This window comes from Methylotenera sp., assembly GCF_029946165.1.
GTDB lineage: Bacteria > Pseudomonadota > Gammaproteobacteria > Burkholderiales > Methylophilaceae > Methylotenera.
This window is the reverse complement of sequence record NZ_JAQSDZ010000005.1, coordinates 40,975-61,483: the sequence shown is the minus strand read 5'-3', so window position 1 is coordinate 61,483 and position 20,509 is coordinate 40,975. Positions and strand designations below refer to the sequence as shown.

Below are 20,509 nucleotides of genomic sequence, written 5' to 3'. Positions count from 1 at the left end.
ACATATTCTAATTTTTATTGAATTGCCGTCACAACTTTTAACGCATCTACCGTCGCTTTCACATCATGTACGCGTATTATTTTAGCGCCTTTCATTGCTGATATGACCGATGCAGCAATGCTTGCATATAGGCGCTGGCCTTCATCGCCACCTGTAATTGAACCCAAAACAGATTTACGTGACAATCCAACTAACATCGGCTGACCGATTTTATTTAACTCATCCAAGTGCTGAATAAGTGCAATATTATGTGCGCGTGTTTTACCAAAACCAAAGCCTGGATCTAATAAAATTCGATTTTTTTCAATGCCATGTGCCAGTGTTGCATTCATTCTATCTACAAGAAACTGCTTAACTTCGCTCACTACATCAGCGTAATAAGGTTCAAGCTGCATGGTTTGAGGTGTGCCTTGCATGTGCATCAAACAAACGCCGACCTTGCTTTGCGCCACAATCTCCAGCGCATTTGGTTCTTGTAGAGCGCGAATATCATTTACAATGTCTACGCCCGCCGCGATTGCTTGACGCATCACCTCTGGCTTATAGGTATCAATTGAAATAGGCACATGACAAGTCTTGCTTAAAGCTTCAATTACGGGAATCACACGCTTAAGCTCTTCGTCTAAACTAACAATAGCGGCGCCAGGACGGGTTGATTCACCGCCTATATCTAAAATATCTGCACCTTCAGCGATGAGCTTTAAAGCATGTTCAATAGCTAATTCGGTGGAAGAGAATTTTCCGCCGTCAGAAAAAGAATCTGGCGTTACATTCACAATACCCATTACGTGTGGACGATTCAGAAGTAGTTGATACTTGCCACATGAGAACTCATGCTGTGGCTGAAAGTTTAATTTAGAGTCAGATTGCATAACGCATTATACTTAAATTTCAGTACATAAAAAAAGGGCTAGAAATCTAGCCCTTTTGAATTTTATCTATTTACTCATTTTTAGCTGTAGGTTGAGGTGTGGGTTTTGCTCCTAAACCCGATGAGCCTGAATCGCGCGGTGGATTAGGTTTGCTCTGGGTCGGTTTTGGCGGGCGCACTGCAATGCCGGCCATAATATCGTTAATTTGATCAGAATCAATCGTTTCGTATTCCATTAAGGCCGCTGTCATCGCCTCAACTTTATCGCGATTATCTTCAAGCAATTTACGCGCAATACCATATTGCTCATCCAAAATACGGCGAATTTCCGCATCTACTTTCTGCTGTGTTGCCTCAGAAACTGTCTTTGAACTCATACTACCAAAGAAAGAATCTTGCTCATCACCTGCGTATACCATGATGCCAAGTGCATCACTCATACCGTATTTAGTCACCATAGAACGCGCTAATTTAGTCGCACGTTCAAAGTCATTTGAAGCACCTGTAGACATTTGATGCATGAAAATCTCTTCGGCAATACGGCCACCAAATAAAATAGAGATTTCTTCTAACATCTTATCTTTATAGTTACTAATGCGGTCAAACTCCGGCAATTGCCAAGTTAAACCTAATGCCCAGCCACGCGGCATAATCGTTACTTTATGTACAGGATCAGCTTTAGGTAATAATTTAGCCACTACCGCATGACCAGACTCATGATAAGCAGTATTACGACGCTCTTCCTCACGCATCACCATAGATTTACGTTCTGGACCCATGAAAATTTTGTCTTTAGCATCTTCAAAGTCCTGCATATCAACAGTCCGTTTATTACGGCGGGCGGCGAATAAAGCCGCTTCATTCACTAAATTAGCTAGATCCGCACCTGAAAAACCTGGCGTACCACGCGCTAAAATGTCTGCTTTCACATCGGCATCAATTGGCACTTTACGCATATGTACCATCAATATTTGCTCACGGCCTTTAATATCAGGTAATGACACCATGACTTGGCGGTCAAAACGGCCTGGACGTAACAAGGCTTTATCTAGCACGTCCGCACGGTTAGTCGCGGCAATCACAATTACGCCAGAGTTTCCTTCAAAACCATCCATCTCAACCAATAATTGGTTTAATGTTTGTTCGCGCTCATCATTACCGCCACCAGTGCCAGATCCACGGCTACGACCTACCGCATCAATCTCATCAATGAAGATAATGCAGGGTGAGTTTTTCTTGGCATTCTCAAACATATCACGCACACGAGATGCACCCACACCCACAAACATCTCTACGAAGTCAGAACCTGAAATAGTGAAGAATGGTACTTTTGCCTCACCCGCAATCGCACGAGCAAGCAAAGTTTTACCTGTACCTGGAGGGCCCACCATCAAAACGCCACGTGGAATGCGACCGCCTAGTTTTTGGAATTTAGTTGGGTCACGTAAAAACTCTACTATTTCGGTGACTTCCTCCTTGGCTTCATCACAACCTGCAACATCAGCAAATGTCGTGGTGTTATTCGTTTCATCTAATTGGCGTGCTTTGCTTTTACCAAATGAAAATGGACCGCCGCCTTTACCGCCACCTTGCATTTGGCGCATAAAGAAAATCCAAACACCTATTAACAATATCATTGGAAACCATGAAACAAAGATACTCATTAATAATGATTGTTCTTCATCTGGTTTGGCCTCAACGCTTACATTATTTTTCAACAAATCAGAAACTAACCAAGGGTCAGATGGTGCAAAGGTATTGAATTTCTTACCGTCATGCGTTGTGCCGTGCAATACACGACCGTCTATTTGCACTTTAGCAATTTGACCATTTTTGACTTGCTGAATAAATTGGGAATACACTACTTGGCCTTCAGCGCTATTTTTAACGCCAGACACATTGAAAATTGCTAGAAAAACCATAGCAATCGCTAACCAAATGGCAATATTCTTAAATATATTGTTCAAAATATCATTCCTTTTTTCAAAGTGGATTAACTTAAGCTAATTCACTGCTTAATGACTACTGCTTAATAACTTTAAGTTAAGTCACTAACTTGCTAATTAATAGTTACCATATTACGCTTTTTACAAAAATTGTCTTTAGGATTAACCTTAAACTAGCGCTCTTGATTAGGGTTTACGCCCTAATCCCAACAAATAGACTTCGCTACTTCTGCCGCGAGATGCTTTAGGTTTGCGCGTGACAACTTTATCAAACATAGGCCGCATATTTTTTACAATTTCATCAAAACCCTCGCCTATGAATACCTTGACCAAAAAATTGCCGCTTGGTTTCAACCATTCCTTACTAAACTCCATGGCCAATTCAGTTAAATAGGCTGCACCTGCTTGGTCAACGATAGTTATACCTGACATATTGGGTGCCATATCGGCGATTACAAGGTCTACTTGTTTACCATTTAAACTTTTTTCTAATATTTTGAGTATGGCTTCATCACGAAAATCGCCCTGAATAAACTCTACACCTTTAATTGGCTCCATTTCCAGCAAATCTAAAGCGATAATGCGGCCCTGGCCTTTTAAGCGCTGAACAGCTACTTGCGACCAACTGCCTGGCGTTGAGCCTAAATCTACGACAGTCATACCCGGCTTAATCAGCCTATCTTTATCGTCAATTTCTGTCAGCTTATACGCAGCGCGAGCGCGATAACCTTCTTTTTGCGCACGCTTAACAAATTCATCATTGATATGTTCGTGCATCCAAGCTTTGCTGGAAGGTTTTAGTTTCATCTGTTAAACTGCTCGCCTATATAAATCAATAAGATAACTCAAGAAGACATACCGCCGTGAACTCAAAACAAATTAGCTACTTACGTGGCCTTGCACACAATTTAAATCCAGTTGTTATGATAAGTAATAAAGGCTTATCAGAGGCTGTATTAAAAGAAATTAACCTGAACTTAGACGCACATGAACTAATTAAAATCAAAGTTGCGGGTGATGATAGAGAATTACGCGCTCAATTGTTGGTTGATATTTGCGCGCAAACCAACGCAGTAGCAGTACATCATATTGGTAAACAATTAGTGGTTTATAGAAAATCAGCAACTAAGCCAAAAATTGTTGTTCCTGTTAAGTAGTCAAACTTAGAAGCGATTTTAAGTCGCTTCTACTTACTTGCTTTTATCGACTACCCTACTTTTTTACGACTACAACAAATCCTAATAGGCATTGCACTACATACGCAATGCTTGCCACGCCGTGCCAAGCTTTAAATCGATTAGCAAACACACTTTGCATCACATCTGCAGGAAATGCATTCGCTTTCAATTGTGCTAGTAACGGTTGAATACCGAAATTCCCAGCCAGCACCAATAACAACATCACGAATAGCGCCCAAAAATAAGACTGCTTCAATGCTTGTGTACCATGACCTAGTAAACGATGAATCAGCAGATAAAACGCTGAAAACAAACCTAAGTAAGACACGTAGGTAAAAAATTGCCCTGCTAGCTGTCCTGCCAATTGATTATTTTGCAGAGTATGAAATAGTGAGTATGCAACGGCACCTGTAGTCCACAACGCACCAACCCAGAAAGTAATCAGTATTAAACTAAACTTATCTAGCCAATGATTATTCATTAGATATATTGCACTTCCAAAATCTCATATTCTTTAACGCCACCTGGCGCCATCACTTCGGCGACATCACCTTCAGACTTGCCAATTAGACCGCGTGAAATTGGTGAACTCACTGAAATTTTACCGTTTTTGATATCCGCTTCGTCATCACCCACAATTTGGTAGGTAATGATATTGCCACTGTCTAAATCTTCAATTCTTACCGTTGCACCAAATACACAGCGACCATCTGCATGCAAAGTAGTTGGATCAATAATGGTGGCATTAGATAACTTGGCTTCAACCTCGTTAATACGACCTTCAATAAAACTTTGGCGATCTTTTGCCGCTTCATATTCTGCATTTTCAGACAAATCGCCTTGGGCACGCGCTTCGGCAATCGCCTGAATAATCTCTGGGCGGTCTACGCTGCGTAAGCGAAGTAACTCCGCTTTAAGTAGCTCAGCACCTTTAACTGTAACTGGGACTTGAATAACTGCCATTTTAGAACCTTATATAAAAAACAAACCACACCCAAACTGAGTGTGGCTTTAGAAGAAAATTAATCTGTTTAAAAGTTTATTTTAAGATAGCTTTTTATGCAAGTCTTGAAGTGACTCAACCGTCAATTCTTGCATATGCGCCATACCTACACACGCTGCTTTAGCACCAGCCAGTGTTGTGTAATATGTCACTTTATTTTGCAACGCGCTACGACGAATTTCATAAGAGTCAACCACAGCACGCTTATCTTCAGTCACATTCACAATAAAGCTAATGTCGCCATTTTTAATCATATCAACGATATGTGGACGACCTTCTGCCACTTTATTCACTGAAGCTACTTTTAAGCCATTAGCAGTCAGTGCCGTTGCTGTGCCTTTAGTAGCAACCAATTCAAAACCTAAATCATGCAAAGCATGAGCGATTTCAACGACTTTATTGTAATCTTCTTTACGTACGCTAATAAATGCTCTACCGCCTTCAGGCAGCTTTGTAGAAGCGCCTAGCTGCGATTTAAGGAAAGCCTCAGCAAATGTTGCACCAACACCCATTACTTCGCCCGTAGATTTCATTTCTGGGCCTAGGATAGTATCTACGCCTGGGAATTTAATGAATGGGAATACCGCCTCTTTCACAGAGTAGAACGGAGGCACAATCTCACGCGTTACACCCTGTGCTTTCAATGAAGTGCCTATCATGCAGCGTGCCGCCACTTTAGCCAATTGTAAACCACAGGCTTTTGAAACAAATGGCACGGTACGTGATGCACGTGGATTCACTTCCAACACAAACACTGTTTTCCCTTGAATGGCAAACTGCACATTCATTAGACCTACAACGCCCAAAGCACGCGCCATTTGTTTAGTTTGGTCACGCAACTCGTCTTGCAGTTTGGCAGATAAGCTAAATGGAGGTAATGAACAGGCTGAGTCACCAGAATGTACACCTGCTTGTTCAACGTGTTCCATAATGCCGCCGATAATCACGTCTCCCGTGTTATCACAAAGCGCATCCACATCTACTTCTAGCGCGTCATTCAAGAATCTGTCTAACAATACGGGCGATTCATTTGATACTTTTACCGCTTCACGCATGTAACGTTCCAACTGAGATTGTTCTTGCACAATCTCCATGGCGCGACCACCTAACACATAAGAAGGACGGACAACGAGCGGATAACCGATTTCCAAAGCTAAGCGTATTGCTTCATCTGGCGTTCTAGCAGTGCGGTTTGGTGGTTGTTTTAAACCAAGTTCATGCAACATTTTTTGGAAGCGTTCGCGATCTTCTGCCATATCAATCGCATCTGGCGTTGTACCAATGATAGGCACGCCTGCTTTTTCTAAATCACGCGCTAATTTAAGTGGCGTTTGCCCACCGTATTGCACAATCACGCCTACTGGTTTTTCCAGTGCCACTATTTCGAGTACGTCTTCTAAGGTTACTGGCTCAAAATACAAGCGGTCTGACGTATCGTAATCCGTCGAAACCGTTTCAGGGTTACAGTTCACCATAATGGTTTCGTAACCGTCTTCACGCATCGCAAATGCCGCATGTACGCAACAATAATCGAACTCAATACCTTGACCAATACGATTCGGACCACCGCCCAAAATCATAATTTTCTTTTTATTGGTTGGCGCTGCTTCACACTCTTCTTCGTATGTTGAATACATATAAGCAGTGTTAGTCGAAAACTCTGCTGCACAAGTATCTACGCGTTTGTAAACAGGGCGAACCTGCAAAGCTTGTCTGTAAGCACGCACTGCATGCTGATCTGTATTAAGCAATGTGGCTAAGCGTCTATCAGAAAAACCGCTACGCTTTAATTTCAGCATAGCTTGTTTATCTAAATCAGCAATCTGCCTGCCTTTAAGCGCTTGTTCACGATCGATTAAGTCTTTAATCTGAACAAGGAACCAATGGTCAATTTTTGAAATGTTATAAACTTGCTCAACACTCATGCCCATTCTAAAAGCATCGCCCACATACCAAATACGCTCAGGGCCTGGTACGCCCATTTCTTTGGTTATGGTATCTAAATCTGTAGTTTTTTCATCCAAGCCATCAACACCAACTTCAAGGCCGCGCAAAGCTTTTTGGAATGACTCTTGGAAAGTGCGGCCAATGGCCATCACTTCACCTACAGATTTCATTTGCGTAGTTAAACGTGAATCCGCTTGAGGAAATTTTTCAAAGGCGAATCTTGGGATTTTTGTCACTACGTAATCAATCGACGGCTCGAAAGAGGCTGGCGTAGCACCGCCAGTAATTTCATTGCGTAACTCATCCAGAGTAAAACCTACTGCTAATTTTGCGGCAATTTTTGCAATGGGAAAACCAGTTGCTTTTGAAGCCAATGCTGATGAACGCGAAACACGTGGGTTCATCTCAATCACAATCATGCGACCATCATCAGGATTAATGGCAAATTGTACGTTTGAACCACCAGTATCCACGCCAATCTCGCGCAACACTGCCAGTGAGGCATTACGCATGATTTGATATTCTTTATCTGTCAGCGTTTGCGCAGGAGCTACAGTGATTGAGTCCCCGGTATGCACGCCCATTGGATCTAAGTTTTCAATGGAGCAAATGATGATGCAGTTATCCGCTGAGTCGCGCACCACTTCCATCTCATATTCTTTCCAACCTAATAGCGACTCTTCAATCAATAACTCTTTGGTTGGTGAAGCATCTAAGCCGCGCTCGCAAATAGTCATGAACTCTTCGCGATTGTAAGCAATACCGCCGCCGCTACCACCCATAGTAAATGATGGACGAATAATTGTAGGGTAGCCTATACTTGCTTGCACTTGCAAGGCTTCTTCCATGCTATGGGCTACAGCAGAACGCGCCGAACCCAAGCCAATTTTAGTCATGGCTTCTTTGAACTTTTGACGGTCTTCAGCTTTATCAATCGCGTCTTTTGAAGCGCCAATTAACTCAACTTTATACTTTGCTAATACGCCGTGTTTGTCTAAATCTAGCGCACAATTTAGCGCTGTTTGGCCGCCCATTGTTGGCAGCAAGGCATCTGGACGCTCTTTAGCAATGATTTTCTCAACCACTTGCCAAGTTACAGGCTCGATATAAGTCGCATCGGCCATTTCAGGGTCGGTCATAATGGTCGCTGGGTTAGAGTTCACCAAAATTACGCGGTAGCCTTCTTCACGAAGCGCTTTACATGCCTGCGCGCCTGAATAGTCAAACTCGCAAGCTTGCCCAATCACAATTGGACCTGCGCCGATGATTAGAATAGATTTAATGTCTGTACGTTTTGCCATTCAATTTAACTTTATAGATATTTAATTTTTTAAAACTACTATTTAACGTAGCATGTAATATTTCAGATCTGAAAAGTAAGCCAACAATCTAAAAGTAGCACTCCGTCGCTTAAAGTTGCCTATCTTCGGCAGTTTCCAAAAACAACATTCAAACACATGCTTAGCTTAATAAACGTTATTTAAAACTTTTACTTTCTTGCACTCTGCTTTTGCGCTGCCATAGATTGCACAAATTTATCAAACAAATAACTCATTTCAGTAGGACCAGGGCTTGCTTCTGGGTGACCTTGAAAACTAAATGCTGGTTTGTCTGTTCGTGCAATGCCTTGCAAGCTGCCATCGAATAATGAAACATGCGTGGTTTTAATATTAGCTGGCAAGTTAGTAGCGTCTACCGCAAAACCATGATTTTGGCTGGTGATGTACACGCGTTTAGATCCCACATCTTGCACAGGGTGATTTGCACCGTGGTGTCCAAATTTCATTTTATGCGTTTTAGCATTGCTCGCTAACGCCAATAATTGATGGCCTAAACAAATACCAAATGTTGGAACGCCCATTTCGACAATGGTTTTAATGGCAGAAATGGCGTAATCGCAAGGCGCGGGGTCACCAGGACCGTTTGATAAAAACACGCCATCTGGCTTATATGCCAACGCATCCGCTGCCGAAGTTTGCGCTGGCAGCACTGTAACTTTACAGCCGCGCGAAACCAACATGCGTAAAATATTGCGTTTAACACCGTAGTCATAAGCAACTACATGAAATTTTGGTGTGGCTGCGTATGCAAAACCCTTGCCTAACGCCCACTCACCTTCGGTAAACTCATAAGGCTTTTCACAACTCACAACTTTAGCCAAATCCATGCCAGACAAACCTGGGAAACTTGCAATCGCAACTTGGGCTAATTCAATCGCTTTCGCTTCATCAGCTTCGCCTGCTATTACCGCACCAGTTTGCGCACCTTTTTCGCGTAATATTCTAGTTAACTTGCGCGTATCAATATCAGCAATCGCCACAACATTATTGGCGCTCAGATATTCTGAAAGTGATTGAGTGTTTCTAAAGTTGCTATACGTCAGCGGTAGATCACGGATAATCAAACCACTTGCGTACACTTTACCAGACTCAATGTCTTCGAGATTCACGCCGTAGTTGCCGATGTGCGGATAGGTGAGTGTGACTATTTGCTTGGTGTAAGAGGGGTCTGTGAGAATCTCTTGATAGCCTGTCATTGAGGTGTTGAATACGACTTCACCCACTGTTTGGCCTGAAGCACCAATTGATGTGCCACGAAACACAGTTCCATCTGCAAGTACTAGTATGGCGGGCAGGTTTTGTGACACGGTAACTCCTTGGATTAAAACATTAATTAATTTTTTAGTGCTTAGTTCAACATAGCATTCAATATGAACAAATGGCAGATACGCAAAACGGGAGGAGCTTTATACTCTTCCCGTTTCAGAATTAACGAATTATACCGACAAGCGGCATGCTTTTCAACTTTTGATTGTAACTTGATTGTAAAAAAGCGCGTAGAACTCTAAAGTAGACGTAAATTAAAAATGCTTAAGGTCAGTGATAAACAATCGATTTCTCAGCTTACCTATGAACCATATCCAAAAAATTTAGTGAGAGGTGTCGCGCTCTGTAAAATCTTTACCGAAAGATTTATTTTAAGCGCTGGCGAAATGCGCTTACCAAAAAGCGATGCGCTCAATTCATTGAAAGGTCAACAACCCGATACCAGTCCAAACGTGGAAAATATTTATTGCAATACGATAAGCAAATTGCTTTTATCGGAGTTCTGCCGATTGGAATTAAGTCTAACATCTCTTAGCTTTTTCATTAAGCCTACAAAATGAGACTAAGTGCTGGCGTTAGCTGAGGCAGCTTATATTAAAGACATTGATTGAATGCTTAATCCGCCTATCTCAATCCTAAAACATCTTGCATATCAAAGAGCCCGGCTTGTTTGCTAATTAAAAATTTAGCAGCTCGCAAAGCGCCTGATGCAAACGTTGCGCGGCTGCTAGCTTTGTGCGTTAACTCTACACGTTCGCCTAAACCCGCAAATAACACCGTATGATCACCGACCACATCGCCGCCACGCACCGTAGCAAAACCGATGGTACTTGGGTCGCGTTCACCCGTGACACCTTCACGACCATAAACCGCGCAATCTTCCAAGTTGCGACCCAACGCGCTTGCTGCAGCTTCGCCTAAACGCAAAGCGGTACCCGATGGAGCATCTACTTTGAAACGGTGGTGCGCTTCGATAATCTCGATGTCAAAACCTTCATTCAACACTTTGGCAGCAGACTGTACTAGATTAATCAACAATGACACACCTACACTGGTATTGGGCGCAAAAACAATGGCTATGTTTTTAGAAGCATCTGTTATTAGTAATTTTTGTTCTGCTGTAAACCCAGTAGTACCAATAATCATTTTAACGTTATGCTTTTGACAGGCTGCCAGATACATCAAACTGGCTTCTGGACGGGTAAAATCGACCAAAACATCCGCACCTTTCAAAGCTTCATCAATGTTGTCTGTGACCTTAACCCCTGAGACTTTACCCTGTTGATCACCCGCATCACGGCCAAGCTGAGGATTACCTGTACGGTCAAGAGCGCCGTAAAGCTCTAAGTCTGCATCAGCGATAACACATTCAAGAAGTGCATGACCCATGCGACCAGAACAGCCTGCAATGACCACTTTTAAAGGATTTGACATGATTCTAATTACCTAATAAATCTATAATATTTTTGAAACTCAAAGACACTCGTAATTATTAACATGGATTAGCGAGTAGTCGCGCCATTAAAAATTAAAAACCAATTTTTTCAAGCATTTGGTCAAAGAAACTTGGTTCCCCTTCTTCTGGTAAATCTTTTGGCTGTGGTACAGATTTATTACCCGCACGTGGTGCAGGTGTTGGAGAAGCGACTTCAGCCTCTTCATTCACCTTAAGATTACGATCAAACTTTTTACTGGAGGTCGATCCGTTTGGTTTAATTGGCTCAGTGACAGGTTTTACCGATTCAGCTTTTTTTGGTTCAATTTTGGCTGGTGTAGCAATAACTGGTGGCGCTTCAACAGCTTTAGCTGCGGCAGGCTCATCCGCCGTCATTGGCATAGCTTCTATCGGCACAGCCATAATTGATTGCGGCTCATTTGAGCTCGGCTCTTCTATAGGTGTTGCTGATTTTCTAGCCAACTCATCTTTAGCTCGTTCTGCAGCTTGTTCTGCTGCGTTTTTCGCAGCTTCCTCAGCCTCCGCCTTTGCTTTAGCAGCTTCAGCCTCTTTAGCTAGCTCTGATTCGTCTTTTTGCCAAAATTTCAATTTATTGAGCACGCCTTTTTTTTCAGGCTTTTCAGTTGGGTTAATGACGCGTGTACCACTGTTTGTAGAACCCTCTTCTGGTTTTATTTCGCTACCTTTTGGAATAACGTCTCCGCGAACAGCTTTTAGTGCCTCACCTTCAAAGTCTAAAATTACGCGACGCTGCTCGACAATTTTGCCTTTTTCGCGCATTTGATAAACGTAATCCCAGCGATTACCGTGAAAACTATCTTGGATTAAAGGTGTACCCATAATGAACCGCACTTGCGATTTAGTCATTCCTGGTCGCAATTGCAATAACATTTTAGAAGTCACGACATTGCCTTGTTGCACATCTAATTTATAAGGTTTTATCGATGGTAGCGCTGTGCCGCATGATGCGCAAAGGACTGCTAATAAAATAATTGAGTACCGCAAAGTAGAAAAAATACGCATATTATGACTTTAGTTTGAATTAGCGTTAATATAACACGTAGATAGCGAACCAAAAACACTGTAATTATTAAATGTGAGCAAACAACGATGCATGATCAAAAAGACTTAAAGAACGCAGGCCTTAAGGCTACACTACCCAGACTTAAAGTATTAAGTCTGTTTGAAAACAGCAAAGAGCGACATTTATCAGCCGAAGATATATATAAAGTAATGCTTAACTCTGGTGAAGATGTTGGTTTAGCGACGGTTTATCGAGTACTAACTCAATTTGAACAAGCAGGTTTGTTAGTGCGCCATCATTTTGAAAGCGGCAAAGCCGTTTTTGAGTTGAGTCAAAGTGGCCATCATGATCATATAGTTTGCGTAAAATGTGGTCGAGTAGAAGAATTTTATGATGCTGAAATCGAGAAAAGGCAAGAAGCCGCTGCTGCAAAATTTGGTTTTAAAATGCAAGATCACTCGCTGACCATTTACGGCATTTGCGAAAAACAGCCTTGCGATAAATAAAAAATTAATGCGTCAGCATCTCTTTAGCATGTTGGCGCGTAGTTTCAGTTATTTCAATACCGCCCAACATCCGCGCAATCTCTTCTATGCGGGCTTCATCATCTAAAACTGCAATGGTACTAAGCGTTTGCGCATTCACTAACGATTTACTCACCCGAAGATGATGCGAACCCAAAGCCGCCACTTGTGGCAAGTGGGTAATTACTAGCACTTGGCGTTGAGTTGTATTTTTATCGTCTTGCTGTTCACCTAATTGCTTCAAAAGCTGACCAACGACTTCAGCTACGCCGCCGCCGATACCAACATCCACCTCGTCGAATATCATGGTCGGAATACTTTCTTTTTGAGCGGTGACTACGCGAATGGCTAAACTAATACGTGAAAGCTCACCACCAGAAGCCACTTTAGCTAGCGGTCTTGCAACCACGCCCGCGTGACCTGCGACTAAAAATTCAACTTGCTCAAGTCCATTAATTGTGGGTGCTTGCTCAGTCAGTGCAACTTCAAATTTACCGCCACTTAAGGAGAGTCGCTGCATTTCTGTACTAATTTGAGCGCCTAATTTCGCAGCAGCGGATTGACGACCGTCACTGAGTTGTTTCGCCATTTGCATATAAGCTGCTAGAGCTTGAACTTCTTGTTTGGCAAGCTCGCCATCGTTTGCAAACAGCTCCAATTCTGCCATGCGTGCTTGTGATTTAAGCAACAAATCTGCTAACTCTTCTGGTTTAACGCGATTTTTGCGGGCTGTATTATGGATGTTCTGAATTCTAGAATCCAACTTCGCTAGCCCAGCGGGATCTAGCTCTGCACGTTGAAGATAGCGATTTAAAAAGCGTGAGGTTTCCTCAAGCTGAATAATGGCTGAATCAAGCGTTTCAGTGGCCTCAGCCATAGATGCGTCATATTCGCATAGGTTTTGTAATTTATGTTGCACTTGGGTCAGTAAGCGCATGGCAGACAATTCGCCCTCGCTCAATAACTCACGGCACTCCTCACCACCTGTAATCAAGCCCGCGCTATTGGATAAACGCAAATGCTCTTGCTGCAACTCTTCCCATTCCGCAGGGCTTAATGAAATTTGCGCTAACTCTCTTGTGTTATCGCGCAAATCCGCGAGTTCATCGGCATACGCACTAGCGTTTTTTTCGACTTCTAAACGTTGCTGATTAAGCCCATGCCAAACCTTAAATTGCGCGGCGACTTGCATTGCCAAGCCAGTTAAACCGCCAAAATTATCCAGCACATTGCGTTGCGTGGACAGCTTTAATAAAGAATGGTGCGCATTCTGGCTGTAAATATCCACCAGTAACTCGCCTAATTCTTTGAGTTGAGCCACTGTCACGGTAGCGCCATTGATATAGGCACGCGAACGGCCATCGGCGAACATCACTCGGCGTAAAATCAACTCTTTTGCTTCATTTTCCATTTCCGCCTCAAGCAACCATTGAATGGCTTCAATGTTATTTGCTATGGAAAAAATGGCGCTAATTTCAGCTTTATCACACCCTGCGCGAGTGACACCGCCTTCTGCGCGCGCACCTAAAGCTAATGATAAGGCATCAATTAAAATAGATTTACCAGCACCAGTTTCACCCGTAAGCACGGTAAAACCCGATTCAAATTCTAAATCGAGTTGATTGACAATGACAAAATCACGGATAGAGAGGCTTTGTAGCATAACTAAATTAGCCCCAGTTCAACTTGTTGCGTAGCATATCAAAATAACAATAGTCGCTTGGATGTAATAAGGAAACGGTCTGCTCTGCACGATTGACTATGATTTTATCGCCAACCTCCAACGTCACCTGAAACTGGCCATCAAAGCTCAGGTGCGCTTCGTCAAACTGCATCAAAGTAATTTCAATTAAGCTATCACTATGCACAGCAATTGGTCGATTACTGAGAGTATGCGGACAAATTGGCACTAATGAAATGGCTTGTAAATTAGGATGTAAAATTTGTCCACCTGCCGAAAGCGCATAAGCCGTCGTGCCTGTTGGTGTACTCACAATCAAGCCGTCAGAACGCTGTTTATGTACAAATTTGTGGTCGATAGTGACTTCCAACTCAATTAGCCGCAAAGCGCTCTTAATCACCACATCATTCAGTGCAAAATTTGCATGTAGTAATTGTCCATCACGCACCACTTGAGCGGCCAACATCATACGCGGCTCTTCAATAAAATCATCTGAGAGGATTTTATCCAATTGCTCCAGCATATCTTCAGCACGTAAATCGGTTAAAAAACCGAATCGACCGCGGTTAATTCCCACAAGCGGTACATTATCATCAATCAGACTACGCGCGACACTTAGCATAGTGCCATCGCCACCCATGACTATCACTAAGTCAACCTTGCTCCCTATTTTCTCTAACGATGCGGTTTTAAAACCTGCCAGATCAATATATTGAGCAGTGTTTTCTTCAATCCACACTTCAATATTGATAGAGGTCAAATGCTTCGCCAAGTCGGTCAAGTCGCTCTGCATCAATTGCAAAGCCGATTGATTCATGTATTTGCCGATGATGGCTATTTTTTTGAATTTTGTATGCATGGTAGAATTAAAACATAGTCGGAATGCCTAAGCAAAGCGAGTCATTGAGATAGCACGCAATATTTGTCATTAATACTGTAAATTTTGCGCGATAATGATATTTAATAATCATTAAAAAGAACTTAATACGATAACGAAAACTCTTAGTAACTGAAATAAAACAGATAGTTAATAAACATAAGTGAAAATTAAAAAATATTTGGCATTAATTTTGCCTACGAAAACCACCTCAAGACAACGATACACATAATTTCAAATGATAACAGCCCAACAAAAAAACATCCTTAAAACCTATTTCTTTGTCACCTATCTGGTCATTCTATGGCTTGTTTCAGATTCGTTACCATTTGCCACAGCATATTCTGAAAGCCTAATCACATTTGGTTTTATGTTAATCGCATTTTTGCTCTATGGGTTAATTTACTTATTACCTGCATTAGCAATCACTTCGCTTGTTCAATGGATTAGCCATCGTCTAAAAACAAATAGCCCACGGGCAACTTACATTGCAGCCATTTTAACGGCAGGCATCACAACCTTACTACTTTATGCAAATGCTAAGATTTACGCGCTTTATGGCATGTTCTTTAATGGTTTTCTGATTAACCTAATTATGACGCCAGGTGGTATTGAGTCATTAGGCGGTAGCCGTGCTTCCGATATTGGTTTCGCACTTATTACGCTTGGCTTTCTAAGTCTACAAGCACTGATTTTATGGTTAGCGCATCGTTACTACACTAAAAGAACTGGCTCAACCTTTCAGTTTTCATTTAAATTTTTACCTGTCACTGCAATCTTTATTGCAATATTGGTACACATGGGCTTTGCCTTGGATAGCTACACCAATAACCAATTAAACATGGTTGCAGAGTCCATTCCGTTCTATCAAACTGTATCGGCTCGTAGCTTCTTTAAAAAACTGGGCTTCACCACTCATCGTGAAACTAAGCTCAAAGTACAAGGTAAGTTGAATTACCCACTTAATCCTCTACAGTTCACACGTCCAGCCAAGCCATATAACGTTATTTGGCTGACTTCTGAATCATGGCGCGCTGACACACTGGATGAAAAAGTCATGCCAAATACTTGGCAGTTTGCTTCAAATGCAGCTCGCTATACGCGTAACTATAGCGGCGGCAATGGCACCCGTATGGGCGTGTTTAGTATGTTTATGGGTATACCTGGCAATTATTGGTTTCCATTTATGGAGTCTCGTCGTGGCGCAGCAATTGTAGATGTTTTACAAAAGCAACAATATCAAATGAGCTTTTACACTAGCGCAAAATTCTCTTATCCAGAGTTTGATAAAACCATTTTTGCACAAGTGCCAAACAATGAACTACATGAAATCGCTAACCCTACTTCAGGTTGGGAAAGTGACCGCGACAATGTCACTAACCTTCTATCATTTATAGATAAGCGTGACACAAGCAAACCATTCTTTACCTTCATGTTCTTTGAATCACCGCATGCGCGTTACTATTTTCCGCCAGAAAGTGTGATTGCAAAACCATACAGAGATGACTTGAACTACGCATCATTAAGCAAAGAAGCTTTGCGTAATGATATTGTGCCGATCAAGAACCGTTACATTAACTCTGTTCACCATTTAGATATGCAGTTTGGTCGTATATTTGATTATCTTAAACAGCATGAATTACTTGATAACACCATTGTAGTTCTTATTGGTGACCATGGTGAAGAGTTTATGGAACATGGCTTTTGGGGACATAATTCAACCTTTGTAGACCAACAAGTGCTTACGCCTTTAGTAATTTACGCACCAAACATGAAGCCACTAGTAAGCAACCAATTGACTAGCCACATGGATGTTGTGCCAACCGTAATGCCTTTGTTGGGTGTGACAAATCCAAGTAGCGACTACGCAATAGGCTACAATCTGCTCGCAGGTGAGAAACGTAACCTTACGTATATTTCAGATTGGGACAAAGTTGCTTATGTGGATGATGACGTTAAAATCACGCAACCCGTCAATGGCAAAAGTTTTGCGCTAGTGAAAGCCAGCAAGGGCAATGATGAACCACTGAATACGAACGAACGCAAAGCTATACTTGAGAAAAAACAAGGTGCGATGGTTCAACTAGTAAAAGACTTAGGGAAATTTTTTAAAAAGAAAGATGTAGCAGTCAAGGTACAATAAACTACCCTTTTAAAAGTAGCATTTAAACCACATATTGAAAACATGGACAAACGCGCGCAAATATTATTAAAAACCTTGGTTGAGCATTACATTAGTGATGGTCAACCTATCGGCTCGCGCACGCTTTTGCAGCATTCTGGCTTAGATGTGAGCGCTGCAACCATACGCAATGTGATGAGTGACTTAGAGCAAATGGGCTTTATCGCTAGCCCGCATACCTCGTCAGGCCGCATTCCCACGCAAAAGGGATACCGCATGTTTGTGGACTCACTGCTAACTGTACAACCATTAGAAACGTGTGCTTTGCAGAAACTCAAAAGTGGCTTGTCTTCTCCCAATCCTACCGAACTGATTGCAAGTGCAGCAGACATGCTCTCGCAGCTTACTCAATTTGCTGGCTTGGTGATGATTCCTAAGCGCAAGCGCGTGGCTTTTAAGCATTTAGAGTTTTTACCATTATCTGAAACTCGGATATTGGTCATTATCGTTACCAGTGATGGCAATGTGCAAAATCGTATACTCATGGCTGAAAAGAAATATTCGCAAAGCGAACTAACACAAGCCAGCAATTACTTTAATGCCAATTTCTCAGGTCAAACCTTTGAAGAGGTGCAACAAAAACTGCATATTGAGCTCCAACAAATGCAATCGGACATGAATCGCCTTATGGCGGCTGCGCTTGAGGCTAGTAGCAAAGCAGTAGACAACAATAAAGAGGGGGTAGTAATTGCAGGTGAGCGCAATTTACTGCAAGTAGATGAGCTTTCCACCAACGTAAGTAGCCTGCGCAAATTGTTTGAAATATTTGAGCGTCGTACGTCGTTAATGCAATTACTTGATAACAGCCAACGCGCGGAAGGCATACAGATTTTCATCGGTGGCGAAAGTGGCTATTTACCTTTAGATGAATGCAGTATGATTACCGCCCCATATGAAGCTGATGGCCAAGTAGTCGGCACATTAGGGGTGATTGGCCCTACTCGTATGGCTTATGAGCGTGTAATACCGATTGTGGATGTTACCGCTAAACTTTTATCCAATGCACTATCCAACAATTAAAACCAAATATATAAAACAGAAAATATACAAGAATACCTACATGGCCTACTACAACTCAGAACCAAAGTACGAACACGGCGACCAACTTAAAGTTGGTATTTTATTGGCTAATCTAGGCACACCAGATGCGCCAACAGCCCAAGCTTTACGACCCTATTTACGTCAATTTTTAAGTGATACCCGCGTGGTAGAAATCCCACGCGCCATTTGGTGGTTTATTTTAAATTGCATTATTCTAGTAATTCGACCCAAAAAATCGGCAGAAAAATACGCGCAGGTATGGTTGAAAGAGGGTTCTCCTCTATTAGTTCATGCGAAAAAACAAACTACGTTATTACGTGGATTTTTAGGTCAAAAAATAAATTCACCTTTTGTCGTGGAACTTGGCATGAGCTACGGCAACCCAAGCATGCAATCAGCGATTGATAAACTAAAAGCTCAACATTGCGACCGCATTTTAGTGTTTCCTCTTTATCCGCAATATGCAGCAAGTAGCACAGCCTCGGCGATGGATGCCGTATTTCGCGTATTACTCAAAACACGTAATCAACCAGCAATTCGCAGCATTCGTAATTACAATGACCACCCTGCTTACATTGCCGCATTGGCCTCTAGCGTGCGTGAGCATTGGAGAATCAACGGTAAACCAAGCAAATTAGTCATGAGTTTTCACGGTGTGCCCAAGGTACACCTGACCAGCGGCGACCCTTATCATTGCCAATGCCACAAAACTGGGCGCTTACTAGCAGAGGCTTTAGAGTTAAAAAAAGACGAGTATTTAATCGCATTTCAATCGCGTTTTGGTAAACAAGAGTGGTTAAAGCCTTATCTTGCCAGCACTCTTGAAGATTTAGGTAAGGCTAAAACCAAACGCATTGATGTTATCTGCCCAGGTTTTAGTAGCGATTGCTTAGAAACGCTAGAAGAAATCGCGATGGAAGGCAAACACATATTCCAAAGCAATGGTGGTGGGGAGTATCACTACATTCCTGCATTAAATGAAAATGAGGCATGGATTCACGCTATGACCGCCATTGCGCTAGAAAATCTACGAGGTTGGGTTTCCACTGAATGGAATACTGACTCAGCTAAAAAAGACAGCGAAATGACTAAATTACGTGCTCAAGCTATGGGCGCTAATCAATAAGCGTTATACTTTTGTTTTAAGCTGACTTAACAAACTTTATGATCGTAATTACTGGCGGCGCAGGCATGATAGGCTCTATCATCGCTTGGCATCTCAATACAAAACTTCAACGTGATGATATGGTGATTGTTGACCGCATTACGCATGAAAATCAATGGCAGAATTTGGTTAAACGCCAATATGTGCAATATTTGGATAAAGACCAACTCATGTCATGGCTTAACGGCGATGCCGAGCATAAGCCACGAACAGATATTGAAGCCATTATTCACATGGGGGCTATTAGCGCAACAACAGAGCGTGATTTCAACAAACTTGTTGAAGCCAATATCCACTATTCACAGAATCTATGGACATGGTGCGCCAACAATAACGCAGCTTTCTTCTACGCAAGCTCAGCCGCGACTTATGGTGACGGTGAACATGGCTATGATGATGTTTCCATTGAAAATCTTCGCCCGCTCAATGGCTATGGATACTCGAAGCACTTCTTCGATCAGTGGGCTTTACAACAAGTAAGTAAAAACTTGGCGACACCATCAGCGTGGGCCGGTTTTAAATTCTTTAATGTTTATGGCCCAAACGAATACCATAAAGAACGTATGGCTAGCGTGGCTTTTCATAGTTTTAACCAATTTAAAGAAACTGGCACCGTTAAACTTTTTAAAAGCCACAAAGAAGGCTATTCAGATGGCATGCAGTTACGCGATTTTGTGTATGTTAAAGATGCGGCGGCAGCCGTTGTTCACTTCTTAAGTGCGGCTTTAAGTGGTCATGCATGTACTAATGGCATCTATAACATTGGCACTGGCAAAGCGCGTGCGTTTAAAGATTTAGCTTCTAGCGTAATGACTAGCATGAACAAATCACCCAACATTACCTACATTGATATGCCAGAAGATCTACAAGGTAAATATCAATACTTTACCGAAGCTACCGCAACCAAACTGCGCGCAGCAGGCTACACACAGCCGTTTTGTAGTTTAGAAGAAGGCGTGCAAGATTACGTTCAGAACTATTTAATGCATGATGATGCTTATTGCTAAG

General features: G+C 42.2%; 17 protein-coding genes. 6 read left to right on the top strand and 11 right to left on the bottom strand.

The annotated features are described in order from the left end of the window. Nucleotides 1–14 precede the first annotated feature (14 nt). From folP to rlmE, 3 genes are all read right to left on the bottom strand, one after another. Nucleotides 15–872 (bottom strand): dihydropteroate synthase, encoded by an 858-nt coding sequence (gene folP / locus PSV17_RS02515; RefSeq protein WP_300479354.1) that lies wholly within the window; start codon nucleotides 870–872, stop codon nucleotides 15–17. A gap of 70 nt (nucleotides 873–942) precedes the next feature. Continuing rightward, nucleotides 943–2,838 carry an ATP-dependent zinc metalloprotease FtsH gene (ftsH, locus tag PSV17_RS02510; protein WP_300479353.1) on the bottom strand — a complete coding sequence of 632 codons (1,896 nt, stop codon included), beginning with the start codon at nucleotides 2,836–2,838 and terminating at the stop codon, nucleotides 943–945. A gap of 165 nt (nucleotides 2,839–3,003) precedes the next feature. Then, the gene (gene rlmE, locus PSV17_RS02505; RefSeq protein ID WP_300479351.1) at nucleotides 3,004–3,624 is read right to left on the bottom strand and encodes a 23S rRNA (uridine(2552)-2'-O)-methyltransferase RlmE; all 621 of its coding nucleotides are present in this window, start codon (nucleotides 3,622–3,624) and stop codon (nucleotides 3,004–3,006) included. Between the two features lie 56 nt (nucleotides 3,625–3,680). Between rlmE and PSV17_RS02500 the strand changes: the two genes are divergently transcribed. Then, a complete protein-coding gene (locus tag PSV17_RS02500) occupies nucleotides 3,681–3,974 on the top strand; it encodes a YhbY family RNA-binding protein (RefSeq protein ID WP_300479350.1) in 294 nt (97 codons plus the stop codon). A gap of 55 nt (nucleotides 3,975–4,029) precedes the next feature. Here PSV17_RS02500 and PSV17_RS02495 read toward each other — a convergent pair whose 3' ends face one another. From PSV17_RS02495 to PSV17_RS02470, 6 genes are all read right to left on the bottom strand, one after another. Next, complete coding sequence (locus tag PSV17_RS02495) at nucleotides 4,030–4,476, bottom strand: DUF4149 domain-containing protein (protein WP_300479349.1); 447 nt, start codon at nucleotides 4,474–4,476, stop codon at nucleotides 4,030–4,032. Next, nucleotides 4,476–4,958 (bottom strand): transcription elongation factor GreA, encoded by a 483-nt coding sequence (gene greA / locus PSV17_RS02490; RefSeq protein WP_300479347.1) that lies wholly within the window; start codon nucleotides 4,956–4,958, stop codon nucleotides 4,476–4,478. Before greA ends, PSV17_RS02495 begins: the two co-directional genes overlap by 1 nt. Nucleotides 4,959–5,039: 81 nt before the next feature. Further along, nucleotides 5,040–8,246, bottom strand: a complete 3,207-nt coding sequence (gene carB, locus PSV17_RS02485) for a carbamoyl-phosphate synthase large subunit (RefSeq protein WP_300479344.1) — start codon at nucleotides 8,244–8,246, stop codon at nucleotides 5,040–5,042. Between the two features lie 188 nt (nucleotides 8,247–8,434). After that, nucleotides 8,435–9,592 (bottom strand): glutamine-hydrolyzing carbamoyl-phosphate synthase small subunit, encoded by a 1,158-nt coding sequence (gene carA, locus PSV17_RS02480; protein ID WP_300479342.1) that lies wholly within the window; start codon nucleotides 9,590–9,592, stop codon nucleotides 8,435–8,437. Between the two features lie 583 nt (nucleotides 9,593–10,175). Continuing rightward, entirely contained in the window at nucleotides 10,176–10,985 is an 810-nt protein-coding gene (gene dapB, locus PSV17_RS02475) for a 4-hydroxy-tetrahydrodipicolinate reductase (protein ID WP_300479340.1), read from the bottom strand. Nucleotides 10,986–11,079: 94 nt separating this feature from the next. Continuing rightward, entirely contained in the window at nucleotides 11,080–12,030 is a 951-nt protein-coding gene (locus PSV17_RS02470) for an outer membrane protein assembly factor BamE (RefSeq protein ID WP_300479339.1), read from the bottom strand. Nucleotides 12,031–12,117: 87 nt separating this feature from the next. Between PSV17_RS02470 and fur the strand changes: the two genes are divergently transcribed. After that, the gene (gene fur / locus PSV17_RS02465; RefSeq protein ID WP_300479338.1) at nucleotides 12,118–12,537 is read left to right on the top strand and encodes a ferric iron uptake transcriptional regulator; all 420 of its coding nucleotides are present in this window, start codon (nucleotides 12,118–12,120) and stop codon (nucleotides 12,535–12,537) included. A 4-nt stretch (nucleotides 12,538–12,541) separates the two neighbouring features. Here the strand turns inward: fur and recN are convergent, their stop codons facing one another. Continuing rightward, the gene (gene recN / locus PSV17_RS02460; protein ID WP_300479337.1) at nucleotides 12,542–14,218 is read right to left on the bottom strand and encodes a DNA repair protein RecN; all 1,677 of its coding nucleotides are present in this window, start codon (nucleotides 14,216–14,218) and stop codon (nucleotides 12,542–12,544) included. 7 nt (nucleotides 14,219–14,225) lie between these two features. Next, nucleotides 14,226–15,095, bottom strand: coding sequence for an NAD(+) kinase (locus tag PSV17_RS02455; RefSeq protein WP_300479335.1), 870 nt, complete (start codon nucleotides 15,093–15,095; stop codon nucleotides 14,226–14,228). 256 nt (nucleotides 15,096–15,351) lie between these two features. Between PSV17_RS02455 and PSV17_RS02450 the strand changes: the two genes are divergently transcribed. Genes PSV17_RS02450 through rfaD form a run of 4 tightly spaced genes read left to right on the top strand, consistent with a single transcriptional unit; the run spans nucleotide 15,352 to nucleotide 20,508 of the window. Then, a complete protein-coding gene (locus PSV17_RS02450) occupies nucleotides 15,352–17,256 on the top strand; it encodes a sulfatase-like hydrolase/transferase (RefSeq protein ID WP_300479332.1) in 1,905 nt (634 codons plus the stop codon). Between the two features lie 42 nt (nucleotides 17,257–17,298). Further along, nucleotides 17,299–18,315 carry a heat-inducible transcriptional repressor HrcA gene (gene hrcA, locus PSV17_RS02445; RefSeq protein ID WP_300479329.1) on the top strand — a complete coding sequence of 339 codons (1,017 nt, stop codon included), beginning with the start codon at nucleotides 17,299–17,301 and terminating at the stop codon, nucleotides 18,313–18,315. Between the two features lie 40 nt (nucleotides 18,316–18,355). Continuing rightward, nucleotides 18,356–19,462 (top strand): ferrochelatase, encoded by a 1,107-nt coding sequence (hemH, locus tag PSV17_RS02440; protein WP_300479326.1) that lies wholly within the window; start codon nucleotides 18,356–18,358, stop codon nucleotides 19,460–19,462. 38 nt (nucleotides 19,463–19,500) lie between these two features. After that, nucleotides 19,501–20,508 carry an ADP-glyceromanno-heptose 6-epimerase gene (gene rfaD / locus PSV17_RS02435; RefSeq protein WP_300479324.1) on the top strand — a complete coding sequence of 336 codons (1,008 nt, stop codon included), beginning with the start codon at nucleotides 19,501–19,503 and terminating at the stop codon, nucleotides 20,506–20,508. Nucleotide 20,509: the final 1 nt, after the last annotated feature.